Below are 19,063 nucleotides of genomic sequence, written 5' to 3'. Positions count from 1 at the left end.
CCACCGACACCCCGGGGTGCCCGGCCTGGCATGCGCACGCCCCGACACCGAAGTGTTGCCGGGGCGTTCGCTTTCCGAACCTCGGGCGAAGATCCGGACCTTGATGGTCCGGATACCGAACGGGATCCCACGAAAGATCCCGAACGGTCCCGCGGGATCCCGAACGGTCCCGCACGAATCCCGAACCGGCCCTGAACGGGCCTCAGTCCTCCGCCGGCTCCGAGGCGGCCGCCGTCTTGGCGGCCGTCTTCTTCGCGGTGGTGGTCTTCTTGGCCGTCGTCTTCTTCGCGGTCGTGGTCTTCTTCGCCGCGGTCTTCTTGGCCGCCGTCGTCTTCTTCGCCGGAGCCTTCTTGGCCGCCTTCTTCGCGGTCTTCTTCGCCGGCGCCTTGGCGCGCTTCTCGGCGAGCAGCTCGAAGCCGCGCTCCGGGGTGATCTGTTCGACGCTGTCGCCGGAGCGCAGGGTCGCGTTGGTCTCCCCGTCGGTGACGTACGGCCCGAAGCGGCCGTCCTTGACGACGACCGGCTTCTCGCTCACCGGGTCGGTGCCCAGCTCCTTCAGCGGCGGCTTGGCGGCCGCCCGGCCACGCTGCTTGGGCTGGGCGTAGATCGCCAGCGCCTCCTCCAGCGTGATCGTGAAGAGCTGCTCCTCGGACTGGAGCGAGCGCGAGTCCGTGCCCTTCTTCAGGTACGGGCCGTAGCGGCCGTTCTGCGCGGTGATCTCCTGGCCCTCGGCGTCGCTGCCGACGACACGCGGAAGCGACATCAGCTTCAGGGCGTCGTCGAGGGTCACCGTGTCCAGCGACATCGACTTGAACAGGGACGCCGTACGCGGCTTGACCGCGTTCTTGCCCGTCCTCGGGGTGCCCTCGGGGAGGATCTCCGTCACGTACGGGCCGTAGCGGCCGTCCTTGGCGACGATCGTGTGGCCGGTGGCCGGGTCCGTGCCCAGTTCGTAGTCGCCGCTCGGCTTGGCGAGCAGTTCCTCCGCGAGGTCGACGGTCAGCTCGTCCGGCGCCAGGTCGTCCGGGATGTCGGCGCGCTGGTGCTGCTCGGTGTCCTTCTCGCCGCGCTCGATGTACGGCCCGTAGCGGCCGACCCGCAGCACGATGTCGTTGCCCACGGGGAACGACGACACCTCGCGCGCGTCGATCGCGCCCAGGTCGGTCACCAGCTCCTTGAGACCACCGAGGTGGTCCCCGTCGCCGTTGCCGGCGTCGGCGGCACCGCCCCCGCCCGTGCCCTCGCCGAAGTAGAACCGCTTCAGCCACGGCACGGACTGCGCCTCACCGCGGGCGATGCGGTCGAGGTCGTCCTCCATCTTGGCGGTGAAGTCGTAGTCGACGAGCCGCCCGAAGTGCTTCTCCAGGAGGTTGACCACGGCGAAGGACAGGAAGGACGGGACGAGCGCCGTGCCCTTCTTGAACACGTAGCCGCGGTCCAGGATCGTGCCGATGATCGACGCGTACGTCGACGGGCGGCCGATCTCGCGCTCTTCCAGCTCCTTGACCAGGGAGGCCTCGGTGTAGCGGGCCGGGGGCTTGGTGGCGTGCCCGTCGACCGTGATCTCCTCGGCGCTCAGGGCGTCGCCCTCGGAGACCTGGGGCAGCCGGCGCTCACGGTCGTCGAGCTCGGCGTTCGGGTCGTCGGCGCCCTCGACGTAGGCCTTGAGGAAGCCGTGGAAGGTGATCGTCTTGCCGGACGCGCTGAACTCGACGTCCCGGCCGTCGGCCGCCGAGCCGCCGATCTTCACCGTGACGCTGTTGCCGGTCGCGTCCTTCATCTGGGAGGCGACGGTCCGCTTCCAGATCAGTTCGTACAGCTTGAACTGGTCGCCGGTCAGTCCGGTCTCGGCGGGAGTGCGGAAACGATCACCCGAGGGGCGGATCGCCTCGTGGGCCTCCTGCGCGTTCTTGACCTTCCCGGCGTACGTCCTCGGCTGCGGCGGCAGGTAGTCGGCGCCGTACAGCTGCGTGACCTGGGCGCGGGCGGCGGCGACCGCCGTGTCGCTCAGGGTCGTGGAGTCCGTACGCATGTACGTGATGTAGCCGTTCTCGTACAGCTTCTGGGCGATCTGCATGGTCGCCTTCGCGCCGAAGCCGAGCTTGCGGCTCGCCTCCTGCTGCAGCGTCGTCGTACGGAACGGGGCGTACGGCGAGCGGCGGTACGGCTTGGACTCGACGGACCGGACCGCGAAGCTCGTGTTCTCCAGGGCGGCGGCCAGGGCCCGGGCGTTCGCCTCGTCGAGGTGGAGGGTGTTCGCGCTCTTCAGCTGTCCCAGAGAGTCGAAGTCGCGGCCCTGCGCGACCCGCCTGCCGTCGACGGTCTGCAGGCGCGCGACCAGCGACGACGGGTCCGACTGGTCTCCCGCGCGACCGGTCGCGAAGGTGCCCGTCAGGTCCCAGTACTCAGCCGAACGAAAGGCGATGCGCTCGCGTTCCCGCTCCACCACGAGTCGCGTGGCGACCGACTGGACACGGCCCGCGGACAGCCGCGGCATGACCTTCTTCCACAGGACCGGCGAGACCTCGTAGCCGTAGAGGCGGTCGAGGATGCGTCGCGTCTCCTGGGCGTCGACGAGCTTCTGGTTCAGCTCGCGCGGGTTGGCCACGGCGGCCTGGATCGCGGCCTTGGTGATCTCGTGGAAGACCATCCGCTTGACCGGGACCTTGGGCTTGAGGACCTCCTGGAGGTGCCAGGCGATGGCCTCGCCCTCGCGGTCCTCATCGGTGGCGAGGAAGAGCTCGTCGGAGTCCTTCAGCAGGTCCTTGAGCTTCTTGACCTGCGCTTTCTTATCAGCGTTGACCACATAGATCGGCTGGAAGTCGTGTTCGACGTCCACACCGAGGCGGCGGACCTCGCCGGTGTACTTCTCGGGCACCTCGGCAGCGCCGTTGGGAAGGTCGCGGATGTGCCCGACGCTCGCCTCGACTACGTAGCCGGGGCCCAGGTAGCCCTTGATCGTCTTCGCCTTGGCAGGCGACTCGACGATGACGAGTCGGCGGCCGCCCTGTGCGGTCTCGCTGGTCGGGGACAACTTCGCTCTTCTCTCCGGTCGACGCTGGGGCCTCCCCAGGGTTCGTCTCCCGGGGTCGGGTCGTGGTGACGCTGCGGAGTGTGACGGTACATCCCGCCCCCGTGTCAAACGGGAAAAGCCCGCAACGGCCACTCGAACGGTAACCCGACTACCACCATTCCTGCCGCCCGGAGTACCCGGAGCCGGCCCGGCCCCATGCGGAGTGCCACCTGCCGGTTACCCACAGACACACCGCCGACACGCTCCTCAGAGGCGGGTGAAGCACCAGGTTCCGGCCGCCAGGGCGAGCACCGCGGCGACGCTCGCGAGGGTCGCCGACGCGACGGGGCTCACGCCCTGGGCGACGGGCCGGTGCCGGCGGACGCGTGTCACGGTCCACGCCAGCAGTGCGCCTCCGAACAGGGAGAACACCGCTCCCGCGAAGATCGCCGGTTCGCTCTCCATGGCTCGCCGTGCCCCCTTGTTCCCGTCCTCGTCTCCCCAGCCACGGGAGGCTGTCACCTGTGGGCGGCGGGCAGGCGAACCGGAGGTGAACGCCGGGGCGACACGGCTGCGGATCGGGGCTTCCGGCCCCTCACGGACCGTTTCGGACGAGGTGTTCAAATCGACTCGAATTTGTTGGCGAGCCGGCAGGCACCACCCCGACGATCCCTTGATCCCCTCAGCGGACCGGCTCCAGGAAGCCCTGCTCGACGAGCAGCCGGATCTGCGCCGGAGTGCGGTCGCGCAGCAGCACCGGGTCCTCGCCGATCAGCTGGGCGATGGCGTCGAGGATGCGACCGGCGCTCATCGTGCCGTCGCACACGCCCGCGAAGCCCGCGCCGACCGTGTCCACCCGGGTCGCCCGGCGCATGCCGCGGTTCTGCCGCAGCACGACATGCTCGGGGTCCTCCGCGCCGGGCAGCCCGACCTGCTCCTGCACGACCTCGGCGCCGAGCCGGAAGTGTCCTTCGAGCAGGGCGGCGTCGTCGTGGTCGCGCAGGTAGTCCAGCCGGTCGAAGTGGGCCCGGATGGTGTCCCCGAGCGGCTGCTCCACCGGATGCGGCCACTCCTCCACCGTGACGGAGGGCACGGCGGCGCCCGTCCTGCGCAGGGTGATCCAGCCGAAGCCGACGGCCTTCACCTTGCGCACCTCGAACTCGTCGAGCCATGCGTCGTACCGCGCCTGGTACTCCGCCGCGTCCTCGCGGTGGTCGCCCGCGTCCCGCAGCCACAGCTCGGCGTACTGATTGACGTCCTGCACCTCGCGCTGCACGATCCACGCGTCGCAGCCCCGGGGCACCCATGACCGGAGCCGGTCCTGCCAGTCCTCCCCTTCCACGTGCTGCCAGTTGGCGAGGAACTGCGCGAACCCGCCCTCGTTCAACCGCTCCCCCGCCTCCTGAACGAGCGTGCGGCACAGATCGTCCCCGCCCATCCCGCCGTCACGGTAGGTGAGGCGGGCTCCGGGAGAGATCACGAACGGCGGGTTCGAGACGATCAGGTCGTACGTCTCGTCGTCCCGCACCGGCTCGAAGAGGGAGCCCTCGCGCAGATCGGCGGCCCGGGTGCCGGACAGCGCCAGCGTGAGGGCGGTGATGTGCAGCGCGCGCGGATTGAGGTCGGTGGCCGTCACGCGCGTGGCGTGCTGCGCGGCGTGCAGCGCCTGGATGCCGGAGCCGGTGCCGAGATCGAGTGCGGCGGCGACCGGCGTACGGACGGTGATGCCGGCGAGGGTCGTGGAGGCGCCGCCGACCCCCAGGACGACCCCCTCGTCACGCCGGCCGATCCCGCCGGCGCCACCGACCGCGCAGCCCAGGTCCGACACGATGAACCAGTCCTGGCCGTCGGGCCCGCCGTACGGCCGTACGTCCACCGTGGCGGCGAGCTCGTCGTCGCCGGCGCGCGCCAGCCAGCCGCTCTCCAGGCACACCTCGACGGGCAGGACGTCCGCCACGCGCGCGTGCGGCACCGGTTGCTGCAGCAGGAACAGCCGGACGAGCAGCTCCAGCGGCGAGTCCCCGCGGGTCGCCCGGAGCGCGGGCACGGTCTCGCTCCGCGCCAGGGCCGCGTACGCGGGGGCGCCGAGCAGTTCGAGCAGCCCGTCGGCGGTGAAGGTGGCTCCGAGCAGGGCGTCCCGGAGCCGGGCGGCGACATCGGGACGGTCGGAGGAGGGCAGCGGGGACAGGGGGGACTGACTGGCGTTACTCACGCCCCCCATTGTGGCCGCCGGCACCGGTATCGCACGTGCCCGTGCCGGGCAACGGGCGCGGCTCGGCGGACCGCCCGGGCAGTCACACTGGAGGTGGGCAGTCCCTCAGGACCCGGCAGTCACTCTGGAACTCGGCGGTCCAGCCCGCCCCGGAAGTGCTCCTCGCTCAGCTCTGGGTCGCCGGCGCCGTGGCCGCCTTGCAGCTGTCCTGCCGTGCCATCGCCTGGCCGACCTCGCCCTCCTCCAGGGTCCGCAGCGCGTCGTTGCCGCTCTTGCCCAGCTTGTCGAGCTCCGTGGCGATGTCCTTCAGGCCGTCCGCGAACTTGCCCTGGTCCTTGGTGTCGAGCCCGTCGACCTGCTTCTTCAGGGAGGCGTACGAGGTGGAGATCGTGTTGAGCTCCTTGACGGCGTCCTGCTGCTTCTTCTCGCCGTTCTCGACGTCCGGCGCCCCGGCCTTGGTCACCGCGGCCCCGATGGCCTTGTAGGCGTCGGACATGTCCTGGAAGGCCTTTGCGTCGGTCTTCTGGACGTCCTCCGGCTTGCTGTTGTCCGAGGTTTCCTTCTGGATCGAGGCATTGGCCGACTCGATCTTCTTGGCCTGCGGCTGTACGGCGTCGCAGACCTCCTTGGCCCAGGAGTCCAGCTTCTCGTTGTCGTCGCCGCCGCATCCCGACAGCGCCAGTACCAGTACCGCACCGCCGGACAGTGCGGCCGCGAGCTTCTTGTTCACCGGTTTGGTCCCTTCCATGGCTCTCGGCCCCGGAACATACACGCCAGATGCACGGCAACCGCACGGCGAGAGTCTATTAAGACCTTTTTGTAACCTTTTGCACCAAGCGAGAGAAGCCTCACGGCGCGATGGCGCACACACACAGAGCGGGCGGGCGACGCGCAACGCGCGCCGCCCGCCCGCACCTTGAGCTGGGGCTCGGTCGACCTCCCTACGAAACCACCGCCGGGTCCGCCGACTTGGGCTCCGGTTCGGCGTTGTCTTCGTCACCCATGGCGATTCCGCGCCGCTTTGACACGTACACCGCACCGGCGATGACGACGAACGCGAGGGCCGCGATCAGGATCCGCACCCCGATGCTCTTGTCCGGGCCGTAGGAGAACTTGATCACTGCGGGCGCGATGAGCAGCGACACCAGGTTCATGACCTTCAGCAGCGGGTTGATCGCGGGACCGGCGGTGTCCTTGAAGGGGTCGCCGACGGTGTCGCCGATCACGGTCGCCGCGTGGGCCTCACTGCCCTTGCCTCCGTGGTGGCCGTCCTCGACGAGCTTCTTGGCGTTGTCCCAGGCGCCACCGGAGTTGGCCAGGAACACCGCCATCAGCGTGCCCGCCCCGATCGCGCCCGCCAGGAACGCGCCGAGCGGGCCGACACCGAGCGTGAACCCGATGAAGATGGGCGCCATCACGGCGAGCAGACCGGGCGTGGCCAGCTCGCGCAACGCGTCCTTGGTGCAGATGTCGACGACCTTGCCGTACTCCGGGGTCTCGCTGTAGTCCATGATCCCGGGCTTCTCGCGGAACTGGCGCCGCACTTCGAAGACCACGGCACCGGCCGACCGCGACACGGCGTTGATCGCCAGCCCCGAGAAGAGGAAGACGACCGCCGCGCCTGCGACGAGACCCACGAGGTTGTTGGGCTGCGAGATGTCCATCATCAGGCTCAGCGGGGCTCCGTCCCCGCTGAGTTTCTCGCCCACGTCCCGCGCGCCGGTGAAGATCGCGTCGCGGTACGACCCGAACAGCGCCGCCGCCGCGAGCACGGCCGTGGCGATCGCGATGCCCTTGGTGATCGCCTTGGTGGTGTTGCCGACCGCGTCCAGGTTCGTGAGCACCTGCGCGCCCGCGCCCTCGACGTCGCCGGACATCTCCGCGATGCCCTGCGCGTTGTCGGAGACCGGCCCGAAGGTGTCCATCGCGACGATCACACCGACCGTGGTGAGCAGGCCGGTACCCGCCAGCGCCACCGCGAACAGCGCCAGCATGATCGACGTACCGCCGAGCAGGAACGCCCCGTACACGCCGAGGCCGATCAACAGCGCGGTGTAGACGGCCGATTCGAGACCGACGGAGATACCGGCGAGGACGACGGTGGCCGGGCCGGTGAGCGAGGTCTTGCCGATGTCCCGGACGGGACGCCGGGTGGTCTCGGTGAAGTAGCCGGTCAGTTGCTGGATCAGGGCGGCGAGCACGATGCCGATGGCCACCGCGACGAGCGCCAGGACCCGCGGGTCGCCGTCCTTGCCCGTGATCGCCGCGTCCGTCACGCCGTCGAGCTCCGAGTACTTCCCGGGCAGGTAGACGAAGACGGCCACGGCCACCAGCACGAGCGAGATCACCGCGGAGATGAAGAACCCGCGGTTGATGGCGCTCATGCCGCTGCGGTCGGCGCGCCGGGGCGCCACCGCGAAGATCCCGATCATGGCGGTGATCACACCGATCGCCGGCACGAGCAGCGGGAAGCCGAGCCCGGCGTCGCCGAAGGCCGCAGACCCGAGGATCAGCGCGGCGACGAGGGTCACGGCGTACGACTCGAAGAGGTCGGCCGCCATGCCCGCGCAGTCGCCGACGTTGTCGCCCACGTTGTCGGCGATGGTCGCGGCATTGCGCGGGTCGTCCTCCGGAATGCCCTGTTCGACCTTGCCGACCAGGTCGGCGCCGACGTCGGCGGCCTTGGTGAAGATGCCGCCGCCGACACGCATGAACATCGCGATCAGCGCGGCCCCGAGGCCGAAGCCCTCGAGCACCTTCGGCGCGTCGGCCGCGTACACCAGCACCACACAGGAGGCGCCCAGCAGGCCGAGGCCCACCGTGAACATGCCGACGACGCCGCCCGTGCGAAATGCGATCTTCATCGCTTTGTGCGAAACGGTGGTGAGATCTTTTTCCGGCTCGCCTGCCGCCGGAGTGGCTTCACGCGCCGCCGCGGCGACACGCACATTGCTGCGCACGGCGAGCCACATGCCGATATAGCCCGTGGCTGCCGAGAACGCCGCTCCGATCAGGAAGAACACCGACCGACCGGCACGCTGATTCCAGTCGTCCGCGGGCAGCAGCATGAGCAGGAAGAACACGACCACGGCGAATACCGCGAGCGTGCGCAGCTGACGTGCCAGATAGGCGTTCGCGCCTTCCTGGACCGCCGCGGCGATCTTCTTCATGCTGTCGGTGCCCTCGCCGGCCGCGAGTACCTGGCGTACCAGGACGCCCGCGACCACGAGTGCCGCCAGCGCGACGACCGCGATGACCACGACGAGAACGCGGTTGTCATCGGTCAGTACGGCGGCTGCGAGGTCTGTGGGATGGCCCGACTGTGGTGAGAGAGAAAGCCCCGCCATTCGTCCTCCTTGACGCTTGGGCTGAGCTCAAGATGTGGACGGGATTGTAGGTACCGGAACCTGATCAAAACAGAGCGCGATAAGTGGAATTGGCCTTCTGAGGTAATGCCCTGAAAGCATTCTCGGACGGCCCGGGAGCATGCGAATGATCGTGAACGAATTCACGCGCTGAACGGCACAGGAACTACTGTAAAGGCGACCACTGACACCCGCACATGACGAAGGGCCCCACGGGTGTGGGGCCCTTCGTCGAGAACGGTGTGCGCGGTGGTTTGTCAGGCCAGGATGGTCGGCGGTGGGGTGGTCGGCCAGGTCATCTTGATCGACCCGCCGTGCTCCCCCGCGCTGACCTCGACGTCGTCGACGAGTCCGCTGATGACCGCGAGGCCCATCTCGTCCTCCTCGGCCTCACTGTCGAGGTCGCCGGATCCGGCGCCTGCGCGCTCGCCGGGGACCGCGTGCGGGGCCTCGTCGCCGACCTCGATGGAGAACTGTTTCTCCTCCTCGATCAGCAGCACCTTCACCGGTGCCGAGATCCCGCCGGCCTGATGCAGCCCGACGGCCCGCGTACAGGCCTCGCCGACGGCGAGCCTGACCTCGTCGAGGACGGCCTCGTCCACTCCGGCCCTGCGCGCCACCGCGGCCGCCACCAGCCGGGCGGTCCTGACGTGCTCGGGCAGCGCGCTGAAGCGGAGCTCAACGGTGGCCATGCATCCCCCTCGCAACTACGGGCGTGCTGTCGAGAGGCTCCGGGCCGCCGAAAGCCCGGGCCCCCTCGGTCTTCACTTCTGCCGAACTCTTGCCGCGACTTCGGCCGGCCCGGGCGCGAGGCCCGGGCCCGGTGGTCAGTCGGTCGCCGCCACCGCTTCCTCGACCGAGGTGTGAATCGGGAACACCTTGGTCAGGCCGGTGATACGGAAGATCTTCAGAATGCGCTCCTGGTTGCAGACCAGGCGCAGGGAGCCCTCATGGGCCCGCACACGCTTCAGGCCGCCGACCAGCACGCCGAGCCCGGTGGAGTCGAGGAAGTCCACGCCCTCCATGTCGACGACAAGGTGGAAACTGCCGTCGTTCACCAGCTCGACCAACTGCTCGCGCAGCTTGGGCGCGGTATATACGTCGATTTCGCCACCGACCCTGACGATCGTGCGATCGCCCATGGTCTCGGTCGACAGGGACAGGTCCACGGATCCTCCAGCACCTTGCTATCGAGCGGTCGCCCTTGGGGCACCTCGGCTTCGTCCCCTGGACGGTTCGCCAGCCGCGATGGCATTCAATCACTTACGGGCAGGCGTGCACGACGCCTTGGCTCCATTGTCCGTCACGCCAGTGACACACTCGGTGCCGATGGCCAAGAATCACCGATCCGATCGAACCCCGACGGACCCCGCCTCCCGACCCGCGCCGGGCGCGGTCCTGGACCGCCTCGCGTCCGGTCCGAGCAGGGCTTCGCGCATTACTCATACGGAGCACTTGCCCCCGCGCGAGGGTCGGCATGCCGTCTGGCCGGACCGGATCCGAGCGGAGGTCGTGGCGGCCGTGCAGGCCGCGGGGATCGAGCATCCCTGGGCCCATCAGGCGCGCGCGGCGGAGCACGCGCTGGACGGCGAATCGGTCGTCGTCGCCACCGGCACGGCCTCCGGCAAGTCCCTGGCCTACCTCGCGCCGGTCCTGTCCACCCTCCTGGACGGCGCCGAGGCCCCGAACGGCCGCGGCGCGACCGCCCTCTACCTGGCCCCCACCAAGGCCCTTGCGGCGGATCAGTGCCGCTCCGTGAAGGAACTTTCACATCCGTTGGGCCATTCGGTGCGCACCGCCGTGTACGACGGCGACACTCCTTTCGAGGAGCGCGAGTGGATCCGCCAGTACGCCAACTACGTCCTGACCAACCCGGACATGCTGCACCGCGGCATCCTGCCCTCCCACCCCCGCTGGTCCTCCTTCCTGAAGTCGCTGAAGTACGTGGTCGTCGACGAGTGCCACACCTACCGCGGCGTCTTCGGCTCGCACGTCGCCCAGGTGCTGCGCCGGCTGCGCCGCCTGTGCGCCCGCTACGGCTCCTCGCCCGTGTTCCTGCTGGCCTCCGCGACCGCCGCGGAGCCCGCGGTGGCCGCCCGCCGCCTCACCGGCCTGCCGGTGGTGGAGGTCGCCGACGACGCCTCCCCGCGCGGTGAACTGGTGTTCGCCCTCTGGGAACCGCCGCTGACCGAGCTGCAGGGCGAGAAGGGCGCCCCCGTCCGCCGCACGGCCACCGCCGAGGCCGCCGACCTGCTCACCGACCTCACCGTGCAGGGCGTCCGCTCGGTCGCCTTCGTACGGTCCCGGCGCGGGGCCGAGCTGATCTCCGTCATCTCCCAGGAGCGACTGGCCGAGGTCGACCGGTCACTGGCCCGGCGTGTCGCGGCGTACCGGGGCGGCTATCTCCCGGAGGAACGCCGGGCACTCGAACAGGCCCTCCATTCGGGTGAACTGCTGGGCCTCGCCGCGACGAACGCCCTCGAACTCGGCATCGACATCTCCGGCCTTGACGCGGTCGTCATCGCCGGCTACCCGGGCACCCGCGCCTCCCTGTGGCAGCAGGCGGGCCGGGCCGGACGGTCCGGGCAGGGGGCGCTGGCCGTCCTGGTCGCACGGGACGACCCGCTGGACACCTTCCTCGTCCACCACCCGGAGGCCCTGTTCGACCAGCCCGTCGAGTCGACGGTCCTCGACCCGGACAACCCCTACGTGCTGGCCCCGCACTTGTGTGCGGCCGCCGAGGAACTGCCCCTGACGGACGAGGACCTCGACCTGTTCGGCCCGGCCTGCGAGGACCTCCTCCCCCAGCTCGAGGCCGCCAGGCTGCTGCGCCGCCGCACCAGAGCCTGGCACTGGACCCGCCGCGAGCGGGCCGCCGATCTGACCGACATCCGCGGTGAGGGCGGGCGGCCGGTCCAGGTCGTCGAGGCCGGCACGGGCCGGCTGCTCGGCACGGTCGACGCGGGCGCCGCGCACTCGACCGTCCATGAGGGGGCGGTCCACCTCCACCAGGGCCGCACGTACCTGGTGCGGTCGCTGGACCTGGAGGACTCCGTCGCCCTCGTCGAGGAGGCCGCGCCGCCCTACTCCACGGTCGCCCGCGACACGACGTCGATCTCCGTGCTGGAGACGGACGTCGAGGTGCCCTGGGGCGACGGCCGCCTGTGTTACGGCTCCGTCGAGGTCACCAACCAGGTCGTCTCCTTCCTCCGCAGACGGCTGATGACCGGCGAGGTGCTGGGCGAGACGAAACTCGATCTCCCGCCTCGTACGCTGCGCACCCGGGCCGTGTGGTGGACCGTCACCGAGGACCAGCTCGACCGCGCCCGGATCAACCCGGAGATCCTCGGCGGCTCCCTGCACGCCGCCGAGCACGCCTCGATCGGCCTGCTGCCCCTCTTCGCGACCTGCGACCGCTGGGACATCGGCGGTGTGTCGATCCCGCTCCATCCCGACACGCTCCTGCCCACGGTCTTCGTCTACGACGGCCATCCCGGCGGCGCGGGCTTCGCGGAGCGCGCCTTCCACACCGCCCGCACCTGGCTGACCGCCACACGCCAGGCCATCGCCTCCTGCGAGTGCGACGCCGGCTGCCCGTCGTGCATCCAGTCCCCCAAGTGCGGCAACGGCAACGACCCGCTGCACAAGAGAGGGGCGGTCCGGCTGCTCACGGTGCTGCTGGAGGGGGCTCCCGAGGAGAAGGAGGCGGAGGCGGAGGCGGAGGAGCGGCCGGCGGAAGCGCCTCCGGAGCCGACGGAAGCCCCACAGGAGCCGATGGAGGCCCCACGGGAGCCGACGGAAGCCTCACCGGACTCGGAGGCCCAACGGCAGCCGACCGAAACCCAACAGCAGCCGAGGGAAGTCCCGAGGGAGCCGAAGGAGGCCCCGCCCGCGCCCTGACCTCCGCCGTGAACGGCCCCCGGCCCGACGCCGCCGTCACGTCCGAGATCTCCCCGACGACCTCGCACCGCACGAGCCGCACGCCCTGTGCCCGCGCCACCCGGCCGGCCCGGGCACAGGCCGCCGTACCGCCCTCGGCCCAGTGGTCCGCCGCCGCGAGCGCCGCGAGATCCGCACCGCCCGCCGCACGGTGCCGGATCACGACGGCCTGCCCCAGCGCGAGGACGACGCCGAACACCACGCACAGCATGGCGATCGCCCCGACACTCCAGACGGTTGCGGACCCCTGGTCCGAGGCAGCACCTCGCATCGGCTGGCGCCCCCGGTCCCGACACCCCGGGCGCCGGGACCGCACCCCCGGCACCCTCCTCACGTGCCCACCCCCACCGTCTCCTCCACCGACGCCACGGCCTCCTCCCGCACGGCGAAGGACAGGCCGCGCAGCATCGGCGGCTCGGCGACGACGACCACCCGGACGTGTTCCGCGCCCCGGTCGACAGTCACCTTCGCGCCGGGCGGTGCCGCCTCACGGGTCAGCCGCACGACCGCGTCGGGCGGGTCCTGGCGGGCCGCCGCGCGGGCGCCCGTCCGTGCCGCGTCGACGCACTGGATCTGCGCGGCCACGACCAGCAGCCCCCACACCAGCCCCATCGCGAACATCACCAGCACCGGCAGCACCACGGCCGACTCCGCCGTGACGAACCCCCGGTCCGCGCCCCGCTCACATCCGCGCATTGAGGGCTTCCTTCACGATGTTCTGGAGCTCCGCGCTGACCGCGCCGCTCGTGACGACCTTGTAGAGCACCACCGCGAACGCCACGGCCGCGACGATTCCCATCGCGTACTCGGACGTGACCATCCCCGCGTCCCTCCGCGCCGCACGCGCCCCGCACATCAGGGCACCCAGTCGTGCCCGTACCGCCTGATACATCTCAACCCCCGTAGGAAAGAGTCCGAACTTCTCTTGGTTGTCGCTGACTTGTTCCGCCGCCGATCCAGGTCTCCGTCTCACGCACCACCCCCTCCGAGCACCCCGCCCGCGAGCCCGATCACCACGGGCAGCACGCCGACCGCGATGAACGCGGGCAGGAAGCACAGTCCGACCGGCGCGCTGACCATGACGCCCGCTCGGCGTGCCCTGGCCGTCGCGGCACGCCCCCAGTCGGCACGGGCTTCCGCGGCGAGTCGTGCGACCGGCGTGGCGGCGGGCAGTCCGGAGACGTCGGCCCGTTCGAGCAGCCGGGCCAGGCCTCCGGCGCCGGGGAGGGCGGCCAACCTCCGCCAGGCAGCGCCCGGTTCACCGCCCAGCCGTACCTCCGCCGCGCCCTGGGCGAGAGCGTCGCCCACCGGGCCGCCCAGGGCCTCGCCCACCGCCTGCGCGGCGATCACCGGGCCGGCGCCCGCCGCGATGCAGGCCGCCAGCAGATCTGCGGCCAGGGGCAGTTGCCGCGCCGCCTCGGCGAGGTCGGGTGCCCGTGGGTCCGTACCGGCCTCCCGCCGCAGCCGCCACCGCCACATCCCCACCGCGCCGGCCAGTCCGACGGCGACACCGACCGGGCCGCCGATCAGCGCCCACCCGGCGCAGGCCACGCCCAGAGGGGCCGGCCATCTCCGCGCGGCGCGTCCCAAGATGAGGCGCGGAGCCCGAGTGACCGTTTCCCGGGGCGACAGTTCGGCCAGCCGGCGCCGCAACCTCCGGCGGCGCCCTGCCCTCTTCAGCCTGCGCACCGACCAGCAGAGGCCCAGTAACACCCCCACCGTCACCCCCAGCCTGTGGAAAACCTCTCCGCTCATGCCGCCTCCTCCGCTCCCCGCACGATCCGCCGCACCCACCACAGCCCGAGGCCCTCCAGCACACCGCCCGTCACCAGACAGCCCAGGCCCGCCGTGGTGTGCAGCAGGACCTGGAGGGGGTCGGCACCGAGGGCGGTGCCGATGAGAAGGCCCAGGGCGGGCAGCCCGGCGAGCAGCACCGCCGTGGCCCGCGCGCCCGCCAACTGGGCGCGCAGGTCGGAGCGTTGGTCCCGCTCGGCGCGCAGAGCGGCGGCGAGCCGGTCGAGTCCGGCCGCGAGTCCCGCGCCCTGGTCCACGGCGACCCGCCAGCAGGCCGCGAGTCCCCGCAGCCCTTCCGCACCCGGCTGCCTGGCGGCGGTCGAGAGGGCGTCCGGCACGTCACCGCCGAACCGTGCCGCCGCCAGCACCGTCGGCTGTGCGTCCGCGAGTCCGCCGCAGTCCCGCGCGGCCCGCAGCAACGCCTCTCCCGGCTGGCACCCGGCCCGGACCTCCCCGGCGAGCGCCCCGCACAACGCGATCACCGCGTCGGCCCGGCGCTCCCGGTCCCGCCGCGCCCGGCCGGCCAGCCTGATCCGCCTCAGCAGCGGCACGCCGGCCGCTCCGAGGACGGCCGGCAGCACCGACGCCCCGAGCACCGCGAGCACCAGCCCGGCCACCGGCGCCCACCACTCGGCCCGCAGCCGCCCCCGGGCCCGCCGCAGCCCATCGGCCACCCGCCGCCGCCCAGGCGGCCCGCTCCCGAGCGTCCCGCCGCCCGCGAGCAGCAACCGCGCCCGCCGTGCCGCCGAGTGACGCTCACCCAGCAGCCAGACAGCCGCCCCCATGCACGCCACGGCCGCACCCATGGACATCTCAGCCGCTCCCGTCATCACTCGCCCCCGTCACCGCGGCCTCACCCGGCTCGCCCTCGCGTCCCTCACCCCGAAGCAGCCCCCGCAGCCGCTCCCACCCCCGCTCGCGCACGAAGGCCCGCGCTCCCCACCGCAGCGCCGGCACCGTCCGCACCAGCCCGGACGGGTCCCGCTCCAGCACATGCACCTCGGCGATCCGCCGCCGCCCGGTCCGGTCGCGCACGAGGTGCAGCACCACGGAGAGGGCGGCCGCCACCTGGCTGTGCAGCGCGGCCCGGTCGAGCCCGGCTGCCGTACCCAGCGCCTCCAGCCGGGCCGGTACGTCGGCGGCGGCGTTGGCGTGCACGGTTCCGCACCCGCCCTCGTGGCCGGTGTTCAACGCGGCGAGCAGATGCACCACTTCGGGTCCGCGCACCTCGCCCACGACCAGCCGGTCGGGCCGCATCCGCAGCGCCTGGCGCACCAGGTCCTCGAGGGTGACGAGGCCCGCGCCCTCCTGGTTGGCAGGTCTGGTCTCCAGCCGCACCACGTGCGGATGGTCCGGCCGCAGTTCCGCCGAGTCCTCGGCGAGGACGATCCGCTCGTCCGGCCTCACCAGCCCCAGAAGGGCGCTCAGCAGGGTCGTCTTGCCGCTGCCCGTGCCGCCGCTGACGAGGAAGGACAGCCGCGCGTCGAGCAGCGCACGCAGCACGCGGTCCCCGCCCGGCGGCACGGTGCCCGCCGCGACCAGCTCGCCGAGCGTGAAGGCACGCGGCCGCACGACCCGCAGCGACAGGCAGGCACAGCCCACGGCGACCGGCGGCAGCACCGCGTGCAGCCTGGTCCCGTCGGGCAGCCTGGCGTCGGCCCAGGGCCGGGCGTCGTCCAGCCGGCGCCCGGCCACGGCGGCGAGGCGCTGGGCGAGCCTGCGCACGGCCGCCGCGTCCACGAAACGCACCGGCGTGAGCTCCAGTCCGCCGCCCCGGTCCACCCAGACCCGGTCCGGGGCCGACACCAGCACGTCGGTCACCGACGGGTCGGCGAGCAGGGGCTCCAGTGGCCCGCTGCCGACCAGCTCGGACCGCAACCGCGCGGCGGCCCCCAGGACTTCGGCATCTCCGAGCACCCGGCCCTGTTCCCGCAGGGCCTGTGCCACGCGCGCGGGGGTCGGTTCGGCCCCGCTCTCGGCCAGCCACCGCCGTACTCCGTCGAGCAGTTCCGCGCCCTCCGGTCCGGCCAGGGTGCTCATGCCGCACCCGCCTCGACGAGCGCCCGCTCCCAGAACTCCTTGCAGAACCGGGCGAGCGGTCCGCGCCGGGCGGCGCCCGGGGGTGCCGTGCCCTCGTCCGGGCGCAGCAGTTGCGGCTCGGCCGGCACCTCGCCGACCAGGGGCAGTCCGAGCAGCCGGGCCACCTCCCGGTCGTCGAGCCCGGGCGCGTACGGCCCGCGGACGGCCACCCGCAGGTCCCGCAGGACCATGCCGACCGCGGAGGCCACCCGCCCGGCGGCCGCGACGGCGCGCAACTCTGCGGGCACCACCAGCACGCCGACGTCGAGCTGGGTGAGGACCTCGGCGACGCCGTCGTCGATGCGGCGCGGCAGGTCGACCACGACGGTGCCGCCCCGGCGCCGGGCCGCGGCGAGCACCGCGCGCACCGCCTGGGGCGGGACGGCGATCCGGTCGCCGCGGTCCCAGCTGAGCACCCGCAGCGAGTGCAGCTCGGGCAGCGACTCCTCCAGCGCGCCCCCGCCGACCCGCCCCCGTGAGGAGGCGAAGGCGGGCCAGCGCAGTCCGTCGGCCGTCTCGCCGCCGAGGAGTACGTCGAGTCCGCCGCCCAGCGGATCGGCGTCCACGAGGAGTGTGCGCAGGCCCTCGCGCGCGGAGGTGACGGCGAGCGCGCACGCGAGCGTGGATGCTCCAGCCCCTCCCCGGCCGCCGATGACGCCCACGGTGAGGGCGGGCCGGCCGACGCCCTCGGCCACGTCGGCGATGCGGTCGACCAGCCACTGCTCACCGTCGGGCAGCATCAGGACGTGCTCGGCGCCGATCTCGACGGCCCGCCGCCACACCCCGGAGTCGTCCTGGTCCCGGCCGACGAGGACGACTCCCCTTCGCCGCGCGGCCCCGCGCACCCGCCGCGCGGCGTCGTCACCCACGAGGACGAGGGGCGCGGTCTCCCAGCCGCCTCTGCGGTCGGGCACCCCGTGGTGCACTTCGGGTGTGGCGCCCGCCGCCGCGCACAGGCGCAGCAGGTCGTCGAGGAGTTCGGTGTCCTCGGTGACGATCAGCGGCCCGCCCTGCCGCCCTCCGGTGGCCGGCGGCGGATCATGTGTGACGGCTCCTGCCACGGTCTCCATCCCCCTTCGCTGCACGACTCGCACGGCCCCTGCGGCCCCGCGAATCCCAAACGTGGGAAGAACCGGCAACGCGGCCTCCCTTTGAACGGCCGGCACAAACCGGCCGAGCGCCCCCGGCAATCGGAGCCGGGTCATGAACCCGCCGCGAGCGGGGTGCGCTGGAATCACGGTGCAGCGATCCCGGAAATCGTGTGGATCTTGGTGGATAACTGTGGACGCCTCGATGGTTGTGAATATCGCCGTCACTCATACCGGTGACGCCCGCAGGGCCTCAGTGCGACTTCCACAGAGCAGTCCGATGATTACGCTCCGTGACAGATCATGGTCATGTCAAGAACGCCGCCGATGCGGCGTCAGAATGGCTTTCCGGTCGCGCGAAGAGGGAGAAAATGCATCCGGACATGCGACGACCCCCGCCGGGGGGGAGAGCGGGGGTCGTCCCCACGGCCGACTCGGGGGGGGAGGAGTCGGGCCGGGTTAGCACGGTCGCGAACGATCCGTGACTTCCATGGTGTACCCGAAGGCCCTCTCAGGCAAACCCACGCGCCCCACCTTACGCCGAATGGGCTGCCCCTATGCTCAAGGATGTGGAAAACCACTTGTCGCCCCGCACAGCGGCCTTCTTTGACCTGGACAAGACGGTCATTGCGAAGTCGAGCACGCTCACGTTCAGCAAGTCGTTCTACCAAGGCGGTCTGATCAACCGCAGGGCCGTCTTGCGAACTGCATATGCCCAGTTCGTCTTCCTGGCCGGCGGCGCCGACCACGAACAGATGGAGCGCATGCGCGCCTACCTGTCCGCGCTGTGCCGCGGCTGGAACGTGCAGCAGGTCAAGGAGATCGTCGCCGAGACGCTGCACGATCTGATCGACCCGATCATCTACGACGAGGCCGCCTCCCTCATCGAGGAGCACCACACCGCCGGCCGCGACGTCGTGATCGTGTCCACGTCGGGCACGGAGGTGGTCGAGCCGATCGGCGAGCTGCTCGGCGCGGACCGGGTGGTGGCGACCCGCATGGTCGTGGGCGAGGACGGCTGCTTCACCGGCGAGGTGGAGTACTACGCCTACGGCCCGACCAAGGCCGAGGCCATCAGGGAACTGGCCGCGTCCGAGGGGTACGACCTCAGCCGCTGCTACGCCTACAGCGACTCGGCGACCGACGTGCCCATGCTGGAGTCCGTCGGCCACCCCCACGCCGTGAACCCGGACCGGGCGCTGCGCCGCGAGGCCCTCGCGCGCGGGTGGCCGATTCTGGACTTCCACCGTCCGGTCCGGCTCAAGCAGCGCCTCCCCGGGTTCTCCGTACCGCCGCGTCCGGCGCTCGTCGCGATGGCCGCCATAGGCGCCGCCGCGGCCACGGCCGGCCTCGTCTGGTACGCGAACCGGCGCCGGGCCACCGTCGCTTGAGCCGGAGCGACCCGAAGTCCTATTTGAACGCAAAAGTAAAGAAGTGCTGCGTGGACTTCCGCTTACTCCGGGGCAGGAGTACAAAGGAGTCAACGGCCCGCGAGACCAAGGACATCCGAGAGGATCACCTTAATTACGCATTTGGCCCCACGGACCGAGCATGAACACCGGGCACCCACGCG

The 19,063-nt window shown here is 71.6% G+C and carries 15 protein-coding genes and 1 pseudogene; 2 read left to right on the top strand and 14 right to left on the bottom strand.

Annotation, left to right across the window (positions count from 1 at the left end; translation table 11 throughout):
• Positions 1–202: 202 nt before the first annotated feature.
• The 7 genes from topA to bldG form a co-directional block, all read right to left on the bottom strand.
• On the bottom strand, positions 203–3,034 hold the full coding sequence (gene topA / locus ABZ192_RS01620) for a type I DNA topoisomerase (RefSeq protein WP_356922517.1): 2,832 nt from the start codon (positions 3,032–3,034) through the stop codon (positions 203–205).
• A 246-nt stretch (positions 3,035–3,280) separates the two neighbouring features.
• A complete protein-coding gene (locus ABZ192_RS01615; protein ID WP_356922516.1) occupies positions 3,281–3,478 on the bottom strand; it encodes a hypothetical protein in 198 nt (65 codons plus the stop codon).
• A 217-nt stretch (positions 3,479–3,695) separates the two neighbouring features.
• On the bottom strand, positions 3,696–5,234 hold the full coding sequence (locus ABZ192_RS01610; protein ID WP_356922515.1) for a methyltransferase: 1,539 nt from the start codon (positions 5,232–5,234) through the stop codon (positions 3,696–3,698).
• A 157-nt stretch (positions 5,235–5,391) separates the two neighbouring features.
• The gene (locus tag ABZ192_RS01605; protein WP_356922514.1) at positions 5,392–5,973 is read right to left on the bottom strand and encodes a small secreted protein; all 582 of its coding nucleotides are present in this window, start codon (positions 5,971–5,973) and stop codon (positions 5,392–5,394) included.
• Between the two features lie 193 nt (positions 5,974–6,166).
• On the bottom strand, positions 6,167–8,572 hold the full coding sequence (locus ABZ192_RS01600; protein ID WP_356922513.1) for a sodium-translocating pyrophosphatase: 2,406 nt from the start codon (positions 8,570–8,572) through the stop codon (positions 6,167–6,169).
• A gap of 275 nt (positions 8,573–8,847) precedes the next feature.
• A complete protein-coding gene (locus tag ABZ192_RS01595) occupies positions 8,848–9,282 on the bottom strand; it encodes an ATP-binding protein (RefSeq protein ID WP_356922512.1) in 435 nt (144 codons plus the stop codon).
• Positions 9,283–9,417: 135 nt separating this feature from the next.
• Positions 9,418–9,759 carry an anti-sigma factor antagonist BldG gene (gene bldG / locus ABZ192_RS01590; protein ID WP_003991900.1) on the bottom strand — a complete coding sequence of 114 codons (342 nt, stop codon included), beginning with the start codon at positions 9,757–9,759 and terminating at the stop codon, positions 9,418–9,420.
• Between the two features lie 79 nt (positions 9,760–9,838).
• Between bldG and ABZ192_RS01585 the strand changes: the two genes are divergently transcribed.
• Positions 9,839–12,490 carry a DEAD/DEAH box helicase gene (locus tag ABZ192_RS01585; protein WP_356922511.1) on the top strand — a complete coding sequence of 884 codons (2,652 nt, stop codon included), beginning with the start codon at positions 9,839–9,841 and terminating at the stop codon, positions 12,488–12,490.
• Here ABZ192_RS01585 and ABZ192_RS01580 read toward each other — a convergent pair.
• From ABZ192_RS01580 to ssd, 7 genes and pseudogenes are all read right to left on the bottom strand, one after another.
• Positions 12,465–12,800 (bottom strand): annotated as a pseudogene (locus ABZ192_RS01580) (Rv3654c family TadE-like protein); the annotation flags it as partial. The gene ABZ192_RS01585 and the pseudogene ABZ192_RS01580 overlap by 26 nt on opposite strands.
• A 59-nt stretch (positions 12,801–12,859) precedes the next feature.
• Complete coding sequence (locus ABZ192_RS01575) at positions 12,860–13,225, bottom strand: TadE family type IV pilus minor pilin (RefSeq protein WP_356922510.1); 366 nt, start codon at positions 13,223–13,225, stop codon at positions 12,860–12,862.
• The gene (locus tag ABZ192_RS01570; RefSeq protein ID WP_356922509.1) at positions 13,212–13,421 is read right to left on the bottom strand and encodes a DUF4244 domain-containing protein; all 210 of its coding nucleotides are present in this window, start codon (positions 13,419–13,421) and stop codon (positions 13,212–13,214) included. The genes ABZ192_RS01575 and ABZ192_RS01570 overlap by 14 nt, the downstream gene beginning before the upstream one ends.
• Positions 13,422–13,498: 77 nt before the next feature.
• Positions 13,499–14,284: a type II secretion system F family protein gene (locus ABZ192_RS01565; protein WP_356922508.1), complete on the bottom strand. Its 786-nt coding sequence runs from the start codon at positions 14,282–14,284 to the stop codon at positions 13,499–13,501.
• Positions 14,281–15,129, bottom strand: coding sequence for a type II secretion system F family protein (locus tag ABZ192_RS01560; RefSeq protein ID WP_356922614.1), 849 nt, complete (start codon positions 15,127–15,129; stop codon positions 14,281–14,283). Before ABZ192_RS01560 ends, ABZ192_RS01565 begins: the two co-directional genes overlap by 4 nt.
• A gap of 7 nt (positions 15,130–15,136) precedes the next feature.
• A complete protein-coding gene (locus ABZ192_RS01555) occupies positions 15,137–16,363 on the bottom strand; it encodes a TadA family conjugal transfer-associated ATPase (protein ID WP_356922507.1) in 1,227 nt (408 codons plus the stop codon).
• On the bottom strand, positions 16,360–17,472 hold the full coding sequence (gene ssd, locus ABZ192_RS01550) for a septum site-determining protein Ssd (protein WP_356922506.1): 1,113 nt from the start codon (positions 17,470–17,472) through the stop codon (positions 16,360–16,362). Before ssd ends, ABZ192_RS01555 begins: the two co-directional genes overlap by 4 nt.
• 575 nt (positions 17,473–18,047) lie before the next feature.
• Here ssd and ABZ192_RS01545 point away from each other — a divergent pair.
• Positions 18,048–18,881, top strand: coding sequence for an HAD-IB family hydrolase (locus ABZ192_RS01545; RefSeq protein ID WP_356922505.1), 834 nt, complete (start codon positions 18,048–18,050; stop codon positions 18,879–18,881).
• Positions 18,882–19,063 lie beyond the last annotated feature (182 nt).

This window comes from Streptomyces sp. NPDC006235, assembly GCF_040613735.1.
Lineage (GTDB): Bacteria > Actinomycetota > Actinomycetes > Streptomycetales > Streptomycetaceae > Streptomyces.
The sequence above is the reverse complement of the archived record's forward strand: the minus strand, read 5'-3'. Positions and strand labels throughout refer to the sequence as shown.

What these genes read in the sequence shown, in the direction of transcription:
- ABZ192_RS01615 (WP_356922516.1), bottom strand. Translation starts at nt 3,478, where the DNA reads ATGGAGAGCGAACCGGCGATCTTCGCGGGAGCGGTGTTCTCCCTGTTC.
- ABZ192_RS01610 (WP_356922515.1), bottom strand. Translation starts at nt 5,234, where the DNA reads ATGGGGGGCGTGAGTAACGCCAGTCAGTCCCCCCTGTCCCCGCTGCCC.
- ABZ192_RS01605 (WP_356922514.1), bottom strand. Translation starts at nt 5,973, where the DNA reads ATGGAAGGGACCAAACCGGTGAACAAGAAGCTCGCGGCCGCACTGTCC.
- ABZ192_RS01600 (WP_356922513.1), bottom strand. Translation starts at nt 8,572, where the DNA reads ATGGCGGGGCTTTCTCTCTCACCACAGTCGGGCCATCCCACAGACCTC.
- ABZ192_RS01595 (WP_356922512.1), bottom strand. Translation starts at nt 9,282, where the DNA reads ATGGCCACCGTTGAGCTCCGCTTCAGCGCGCTGCCCGAGCACGTCAGG.
- ABZ192_RS01585 (WP_356922511.1), top strand. Translation starts at nt 9,839, where the DNA reads ATGGCATTCAATCACTTACGGGCAGGCGTGCACGACGCCTTGGCTCCA.
- ABZ192_RS01575 (WP_356922510.1), bottom strand. Translation starts at nt 13,225, where the DNA reads ATGCGCGGATGTGAGCGGGGCGCGGACCGGGGGTTCGTCACGGCGGAG.
- ABZ192_RS01570 (WP_356922509.1), bottom strand. Translation starts at nt 13,421, where the DNA reads ATGTATCAGGCGGTACGGGCACGACTGGGTGCCCTGATGTGCGGGGCG.
- ABZ192_RS01565 (WP_356922508.1), bottom strand. Translation starts at nt 14,284, where the DNA reads ATGAGCGGAGAGGTTTTCCACAGGCTGGGGGTGACGGTGGGGGTGTTA.
- ABZ192_RS01560 (WP_356922614.1), bottom strand. Translation starts at nt 15,129, where the DNA reads ATGGGTGCGGCCGTGGCGTGCATGGGGGCGGCTGTCTGGCTGCTGGGT.
- ABZ192_RS01555 (WP_356922507.1), bottom strand. Translation starts at nt 16,363, where the DNA reads ATGAGCACCCTGGCCGGACCGGAGGGCGCGGAACTGCTCGACGGAGTA.
- ssd (WP_356922506.1), bottom strand. Translation starts at nt 17,472, where the DNA reads ATGGAGACCGTGGCAGGAGCCGTCACACATGATCCGCCGCCGGCCACC.
- ABZ192_RS01545 (WP_356922505.1), top strand. Translation starts at nt 18,048, where the DNA reads ATGCTCAAGGATGTGGAAAACCACTTGTCGCCCCGCACAGCGGCCTTC.